2 protein-coding genes are annotated in these 1,966 nt (G+C 64.9%); both read right to left on the bottom strand.

Annotated features, from left to right (window positions below; translation table 11 throughout):
• Positions 1-69: 69 nt before the first annotated feature.
• On the bottom strand, positions 70-855 hold the full coding sequence (istB, locus tag KBI52_RS01740; RefSeq protein WP_210804913.1) for an IS21-like element helper ATPase IstB: 786 nt from the start codon (positions 853-855) through the stop codon (positions 70-72).
• Positions 852-1,874 carry an IS21 family transposase gene (istA, locus tag KBI52_RS01735; protein WP_210804911.1) on the bottom strand — a complete coding sequence of 341 codons (1,023 nt, stop codon included), beginning with the start codon at positions 1,872-1,874 and terminating at the stop codon, positions 852-854. The genes istB and istA overlap by 4 nt, the downstream gene beginning before the upstream one ends.
• Positions 1,875-1,966 lie beyond the last annotated feature (92 nt).

Genomic DNA, 1,966 nt, shown 5'->3' with positions numbered 1-1,966 from the left:
TGTCAACGCCGGTTGAATTCTGACCCGCTTCGAGCGAGGGCGCCGATTCAAATCTGACCCACCCAGTTCTTATCCCAACCGTTCCTTTGGCTTCGCCACCATGCCGGCGCGACGCTTGTCTTTGAGCCGGTAGCTCTCGCCACTGATCTGCACCACCGTCGCGTGGTGCAGCAGGCGGTCGAGCATGGCGGCCGTCAGCACCGCCTCCTCGGCAAAGACCTGGTCCCAACTGCCAAAGGTCAGGTTGGACGTCAGGATCATCGCGCCCTTCTCGTAGCGTTTGGCCACCACCTGGAAGAACAGGTTCGCCTGCTCGCGGCTCATCGGCAGGTAGCCAATCTCATCGATGATCAGCAGCCTATAGACGTTGACCGCCCGGTGCAGGACCTCCTTCCACCGTCCCTGACGCTGGGCGCTCTCCAGCAGCAGAACCAGATCAGCCGCGGAGATAAAGCGCACCTTCCAGCCCCGCTGGGTCGCCAGATAGCCAAAGGCAATCGCCAGATGGGTCTTGCCCACTCCGGACGGGCCCAGCAACACCACGTTCTCGGCCCGCTCGACAAAGGCGAGGCTGGCCAGCTCCTGGATCTGCTGGCGCGGCGCACCGGTGGCAAAGCCGAAGTCATAGCTGTCAAGGGTCTTGATCGCCGGAAAGCCAGCGGTGCGCGCAAACAGATCACGCGCCCGTTGGCGACGGGCATCCCGCTCCGCCCGCAGAATCTCTTCGAGGAAGTCACTGTATGAGGCCTCACGCGAAGCCGCCGCCTGCGCGGCCGGGCCATACAGGTCGGCCATCGCGCTCAGCCGCAACTCGGCACACAGATCGGCGATGCGGGCATGCTGGAGATCGGTCATGAGACTGCTCCCGCAAGGGCATCATACAGCGCAAGCGGATGCCGCAGGCCCAGGATCGGTCGCCGGGAGGACAGAGGCTCAAGCTGCCGCTTGCTTTGACCGGTATAGGGACGAGGGACCGGCTGGAGCGAGGCTCGTTCGCTCTCTAGCCGCTCGGACGGAACCGCCGCCGTCGTGGCGTGCACACGCGCATTGGCCACCTCCCGCAACCAGCGGTGCACGGCGACGTTGGCGGTCTCGCGGTCCACGACCAGACCTTCCTGTGCGTACTGGCTGGTCAACGGCACCCAGAAGCTGGCGCGCAGATAGCGGATGAAGCGCTCGACCTTGCCTTTGGTCTGAGCCCGGTAGGGACGGCAGAGCCGTGGGCGAAAGCCACAGTGACCGGCAAAATCGGCAAAGCCCGGATGGAAGCGATGCCGGCCGCCGCCATAGGCATCACGCTCGACCACAACTGTCTTCATGTTGTCGTAGAGCACCTCGTGCGGCACGCCGCCAAAGGCCAGAAAGGCGTGCTCGTGGCAGGCGATCAGGGTCTCGAGGCGCTCGTCCGAGACGAACTCAGCATAGGTGTTGCGCGACCAGCCCAGTGTCGCCACGAACACAGACAGGCGGTTGGAGCCGCGCCGGATGGTGGCCCAGTCCACCTGCATCTGCTCGCCGGGTGCGGTCTCGAACCGGACCACCGGCTCTGGCGCCGCCACTGGCCTGAGCGAGGCCACAAAGGCTTTGAGCATGGTGTAGCTGCCGGCATAGCCGCGCTCCCGGCACTCGGCCAGCAACACGGTGGCGGGAATGAGATCCGGTGCAGCCGCGGCCAGGCGCTGTTGAATGTAGAGCTTGTAGGGATCCAGTTTGGCCGGCCGGGCGGGGCGAGAGCGATACCGAGCCGCCTCCGGCTCGCGCAGATAGCGCCGCACTGTGTTACGCGACAGTCCCAGCTCGCGGGCAATCTCGCGCACGCCTTTGCCATGTTTGGCCAACACCCGGATCTCCATCGACATCTCACCTCCAATCATCCGGGCCCTCCGCTCCTCTCGCGAAGGCCCAGCATAGCCGGTGGGTCAGATTTGAATCGGCGACCGGGTCAGTTTCTCATCGGCGGCAACAC

Origin of the sequence: Microvirga sp. HBU67558, from assembly GCF_018069605.1 — a bacterium.
Taxonomy (GTDB): domain Bacteria; phylum Pseudomonadota; class Alphaproteobacteria; order Rhizobiales; family Beijerinckiaceae; genus Microvirga; species Microvirga terrae.
The sequence above is the reverse complement of the archived record's forward strand: the minus strand, read 5'-3'. Positions and strand labels throughout refer to the sequence as shown.